Raw genomic sequence first — 4,607 nt, 5'->3', positions numbered from 1 at the left:
TATTTTTGACTATTTCTGTATCCTGTATGTTCCCTATTTTGATTATTGGTAATAAATCTCCTTCAATATTTTCTTTAAATTGATCTTTTTCAGAAATGGTTAATCCTCTTTGAAATTCACAAATCTCTCCTAATTCAACTAATTTGGTCTTTTTTCGCATGTATTATTTGAAAAAGGAAAAAAATCAATTAAAGGAAATTTAAATATTTAAAGTATTTTTTGTCATTCTTATTAATTTATTGAAAAACGAAAGGTTTTAAAAACTTCTTGAAAAGAAATAAAGTAAATAAAACTTTTAATAATTATTAATAGAAGTCATTAAAAAATAAAAACTAATAATTTGATTTTTTTACTATCAAAAAGCTTGTAGAAATATCTAACAAATAAATCACCTGTTTGCAAAAACAAATTTAAAATTCGAGAGATTATTAATAATTAATAGCATTTATGTCTGCTATGAATTGAAAACATGGGACAGCCTTAGTTTCTAGCATAATTGGTTCTTTTGTTGGTATTAAGAAATTAATAACTAATAACGAAAGTCTTATTGTCCCCCCCCAGTCAGTAGTAAATAATACTGAACAAATTCATGGTTTTGTCAATTCTTATTCAGACACAGAACAAGTAACAACGGATTTAAGTACTTCAGAGACAAATTCATTTAATTTTCAAAATTATCCGCAAGATCAAGTGCCAGAACTCACAGATAATGTGCCTAAGATAATCCCAGGAGAAACATTTTGATATTGAGGCTCTGAATATACACCAGAAAAGCAAAGAAAAAATAGAGAAGAAGCTGAAAAAATTTACAAGATACTAAATGATTACACCTTCCAAATCTATATGCCTTGTGGCTGAGGAACTGGATGAATACTTGACTACCAAATTCCTGAAGGGGACAAATATCCTACAAAGTGATACATCGCCACAAATGCACATGTAATCTGAAGACTTAACTTCTTAGAAAACACCTATAAACAATTAACACCTAAATGAGACAAATGGGTTCAATACTTAAGAAATGAGGGAAAGTATAAAGATGAATACATCCAAGTTAAAAACTATAAAGGACCGGTAAGAGACACCTGTAAATCTATAGAAAGAACAGGATACATGGATTTAAACCTCTCAAAGCAAGATACAGGTATGAGCAGAAAAGCAGATCACGGAGGCATTTCCCTTGGAGAAATGGAGGAACCGAAACTGTTCTTCTCTGCATTTAACTTCTTAGGCAAAGATAGTCCTGCCGGACGTAACCATTTTGCTGATTTTGCAGTACTAGAAATTACCTTCACTAACGAGGATGTTGCAAAAAGAGTTACAGATAACTTTGCAATCAAATACAAAGAAAGACCTCAAGATGTTATAGATGTTTTCAGTCCACCTATAGAGAGAAAGTATCAAACAAAGGAAGGGGAAGAGCTTTGAAGAGCATTACAAAGAGAAAATAATAATTACTACCTCTTAGGTTATGGAAGAGGGGCTAAAGATAAATGAACATACACCAAAAATTGAGATGAACAAAAATCAATTGCTTCTCATTTAGCTGGTTTCACTCCGGCCCAAAAAGTTTCTCACTGGGGATATACATCTGTTCCATTTAAGTGACAAGGAGAAGAATATAAAGAATTTGGACATTTCTATAGACTAGAACATAATCCAGTAAAACCAGGGGCTTCTGGCGGATTGTATGTAGATGGTCAAGGAAGAGCTGTTGGGGTAGTAATCATAACTGGTGGCAACTCTTCTTGGGCGCAACCTTTTAGAAGTTATGGAACTACCGAAGAAAGAGAGGGAATGGTGACTCCCCAATATGACTTGATACTTGGGGTTGAAGGACAAACCAACTACTACAAAAAACAAGTAGAGGAATATATTCTGAAAAAAGGAGGAAAGACCTGATTAAGTCAAAGAGGAAATTGAACTGTTCCTGTTGAAATTTAATACTTAAATTCTTTAATTAGTTTTTCTACAAGCCCTAAAGAATTACTAATGACTATTTATTAAGTATTAGTCTTTTAATTGTCCTATTCATTCCAATAATTTAGAGGCAAGATGGTTTTCAATATCAACAGAAACATTTGAAGAAAGGGATTGTAACTGTTGTCTTTGTGTTGTAAAGTGTGCTTCTGTTCACCGATTGATATTTCCAAATTCGTGTTGGAATTTTTGAAAATCACTTCTAAAACGATGGACTGATTGATGATTTGCATTTAAAGATTCAAGGGCTTGCTTAAAATCATCTGCCGAATTATAGAAATGAAAGAAAGGGTGTTTTGAATCTCATTTACCTCAATCGTCAACTATTTGAGTAGGCCTTGTGTTACTTGGTCTAGAGGGTATTCTTTGTAATCGTAGTTTAGATAGATCTCATCCAAGTAGTCTTAGGGCTTGCTTTATTGATTGCAAATCTGGTCTTCGGGCAGAAAAAGAATCTGCTTGAGTTAAAGTAATGCTGGAACTATCAAATCTTTGCAATTCCCCGAAGATATTATGTTTTTCTTTGGTTAGCTCTTCAAAAAGTTCATAAAACGTCTTTAAATTTTTTCTTTGTTGTGCTGAAAGAGATTTATTTTCTATAGACTGAGTTTTTTTATTTACTCTTCCTTTTCATTGTTGAATTTGTGATTTGATTTTTTGGAAGTCAGCTAGTGGGTTTTGGCCTTTTTCTCCGTTAGAAGGAAAGTGTTTTTTCAATAGATCATCATATTTAGAAAAAGTTTTTTCTCCAATAGCTATTAATTGTCCCTCTTTATTAATTTCTTTATGTAGCTCAGAAACATTAGAAGTTGTTAATGGTCCTCCTAATTCTTGAGAATTTGATGTCAGAAAATCTTTTCTATTTTCAGAAGATGTCTCTAAATTGAGTGAGAAGGATTTAACAATATTTGTAGATAGATCTAGTTTCGCTTGATCTTTTTGATTTTTTTCATTATCTAACTTAATTTTTGTTTGATTCCATTGAAATTGTCTATTCGCACTAAATGCCCCCCCCGACTAAAACAACTTAAAGAAATTAAAGAACTGAGGCTATGTTCTAAATGAGGTAAAATTGCACCATTTAGCCCGAAGAAACCCAAGCCCCCTAAAGCAAATTTGTATTTTCTTTGCACTCTTCAGAATTTCTTCCTAAAATACTTAGTATTTTATTTAAGATCATCCCTTAATTTATTTATTACTAATAATCTTCAAAAAATAATCACAAATATTGGGCAACTAAATCGACCTTAATTAATCTCCTTTCTTTAAATTTTTCAGTTAATTTAATTGACCCATATGTTCAAGTAATTTTTCTGCCACTTTTATTTCTATATGCTTTTGAGGAAAGTTATTGCTAAGAAATCCTGTAAATGTGTTGATTCGTCCTAGGAGCGATCTATCCCTCCCTCTGGATCATTGCTGTTGTTGTTTTAAGTTATTTATTTGTTGTTTTATTCTTTCACGTAATCTATTTACAAAATCCAGATCCTTTTCAAATTCTTCTTGATTTTCATAAAAATTGGCATAAGGATTTTTTTCTCATGGGCCTCAATTATTAGAAAAGCGATCTTTATAAGGTGTTCCGCTCTTTTCCAACATAACTCTACCAGAGCTACCCCAACCTATCCATCTTAAAGCGGTCTCTGGTTTCACTAATATATTAGAGGTTGTTTCTTTCGGCTCTGTAGCGGTTACTATATCAATCTCTTCCCTAAGATCTTGGAATTGATTTAAAAAAGTGCCTCTACTTTCTCTTAACTTTTTATAAAGTTTGTAAATTTCCATTAAACTCCTTCTTTTTTGAGAAGTTAGCCCTGGGATTCTTTGGGTGTCGGTTAGACTTGATAATTTATTTTTGATTCTTAATCACTTCTCTTTAACATCTCTCTTAACTTCTCGAAAGTTAGTTCAGTGTGATTTCTGTGAATTAACTTCTTGGGTTAAACTGTGAAAATTTTCTTGTACTTGTTTCTCTATTCCAATAACTTTGTTCTCTTTTTGTATTTCTTGAAAAATTCCTGAAATACTGTCTTCTGGAGAATAATTAAAAGGTTCTGAAGGTATCTCTAATTGGCTTTCATTTTTTAGTTCTAATTTGACCTCTGATGGAGTAACTTGTTTTGGAAAACTTATTGATACTGGGTCTCCTTTCTTAGAAAAATCTAGCTTTAAATCTTGTTCCTTTCTACTTAACTCGTTTTTAGCTAGGAATGCCCCCCCCAGGCTCAGATTAGCTAGAGTGCCTAAGGAATGAAAATTATTCTCCAAAGTAAATAGTAATATTCCACTAATAGAAAGAAATCCGAGACCACAAAGCCCTAATTTAGCTCTTCTATCCATTTAAGAATTGAATTATTAAAAATAAGTTATTTTCTAGGCGAAGACTGAACTTTTCAAATTTACCCAGATAAATTAACTTTTAGTTAATTCTTAAACTGATTGACCCATTTTACTTAACAATTTATGGGCTACTTTGACAATCACATGGTTGTAAGGATAGTTACCATAAACAAGATTTTTGAATTGTTGAAATAACTGATCTTGGTGTTTGCTGCGTCGATTATAACCTACAGTTAAGTGTTGTACTTGACTATATTTATGGTCCTTAAATATATTGGCTCTTAACT

General features: G+C 31.9%; 4 protein-coding genes. 1 reads left to right on the top strand and 3 read right to left on the bottom strand.

The features are described from left to right. The first annotated feature begins 447 nt into the window (after positions 1 to 447). Complete coding sequence (locus tag DNK47_RS03240; RefSeq protein ID WP_112665905.1) at positions 448 to 1,944, top strand: MIP family Ig-specific serine endopeptidase; 1,497 nt, start codon at positions 448 to 450, stop codon at positions 1,942 to 1,944. A 66-nt stretch (positions 1,945 to 2,010) separates the two neighbouring features. On the opposite strand, the gene DNK47_RS03235 is transcribed toward DNK47_RS03240, so the two are convergent. The 3 genes from DNK47_RS03235 to DNK47_RS03540 all read right to left on the bottom strand — a co-directional run. Beyond that, positions 2,011 to 2,697, bottom strand: coding sequence for a hypothetical protein (locus tag DNK47_RS03235; RefSeq protein ID WP_112665903.1), 687 nt, complete (start codon positions 2,695 to 2,697; stop codon positions 2,011 to 2,013). A gap of 561 nt (positions 2,698 to 3,258) precedes the next feature. Further along, entirely contained in the window at positions 3,259 to 4,320 is a 1,062-nt protein-coding gene (locus DNK47_RS03230) for a hypothetical protein (RefSeq protein WP_112665901.1), read from the bottom strand. A 90-nt stretch (positions 4,321 to 4,410) separates the two neighbouring features. Further along, positions 4,411 to 4,607: hypothetical protein (locus tag DNK47_RS03540; RefSeq protein ID WP_181454170.1), on the bottom strand; the 197-nt coding region annotated here is incomplete at its 5' end.

Source organism: Mycoplasma wenyonii, assembly GCF_003265155.1.
Lineage (GTDB): Bacteria > Bacillota_I > Bacilli_A > Mycoplasmatales > Mycoplasmoidaceae > Eperythrozoon_A > Eperythrozoon_A wenyonii_C.
The sequence above is the reverse complement of the archived record's forward strand: the minus strand, read 5'-3'. Positions and strand labels throughout refer to the sequence as shown.